1 protein-coding gene is annotated in these 687 nt (G+C 56.0%); it reads left to right on the forward strand.

Translation table 11 applies throughout. The features are described from left to right. The first annotated feature begins 141 nt into the window (after positions 1-141). Positions 142-672, forward strand: coding sequence for a Ros/MucR family transcriptional regulator (locus AC0L2Y_RS34545; RefSeq protein WP_473562331.1), 531 nt, complete (start codon positions 142-144; stop codon positions 670-672). Positions 673-687 lie beyond the last annotated feature (15 nt).

Raw genomic sequence — 687 nt, forward strand, 5'->3', positions numbered from 1 at the left:
CAGAACGATGGAAGCGAAGCTTGCCGGCTTGATATTTGCAACGAATGAGGTTTGTTGGCGGAAATAACGAATTGTTTGCCTGATCGGCAATAAACAGCTCATCCGTTTGAACGCGCGCCCTTACACAAAAAGGAAAACTTGATGACCGTTCCTGCAGACCGAAACTACAACGATGATCTCGTAGCAATTACCGCCGACATCGTTTCCGCCTACGTGTCGAACAATCCGCTGCCGGTCGGCGAGGTGTCGAAGCTGATTGGGGACACCTATGTTGCCTTGCAAGGGATCGGCACGCCTGTCGCTCCGGCCGCAGTCAAGCTGGAGCCGGCGGTATCGATCAAGAAATCAGTGTCACCTGATTTCATCATCTGCCTGGAGGACGGGAAGAAGTTCAAATCCTTGAAGCGACATATCGGGACGCATTACAATCTGAGCCCTGACCAATACCGGCAGAAATGGAGCCTGCCCTCGGATTACCCGATGGTGGCGCCGAACTACGCAGCCACCCGCTCGGCTCTGGCAAAATCAATCGGGCTCGGCCGCAAGGCAGCGCCCGTACCAGTTGCGGCAGAAAAACCAAAACGAGGTGCTCGCGCGGCGGCGGCGACAACAACCGCAACGGCAATCAAGTCGCCGGTGAAGAAGGCGCGAAAGGCACTCGTCAAAGCGTAGCGTGCTGCACCCGAC

Source organism: Mesorhizobium sp. WSM4830, assembly GCF_055811495.1.

What these genes read in the sequence shown, in the direction of transcription:
- AC0L2Y_RS34545 (WP_473562331.1), top strand. Translation starts at nt 142, where the DNA reads ATGACCGTTCCTGCAGACCGAAACTACAACGATGATCTCGTAGCAATT.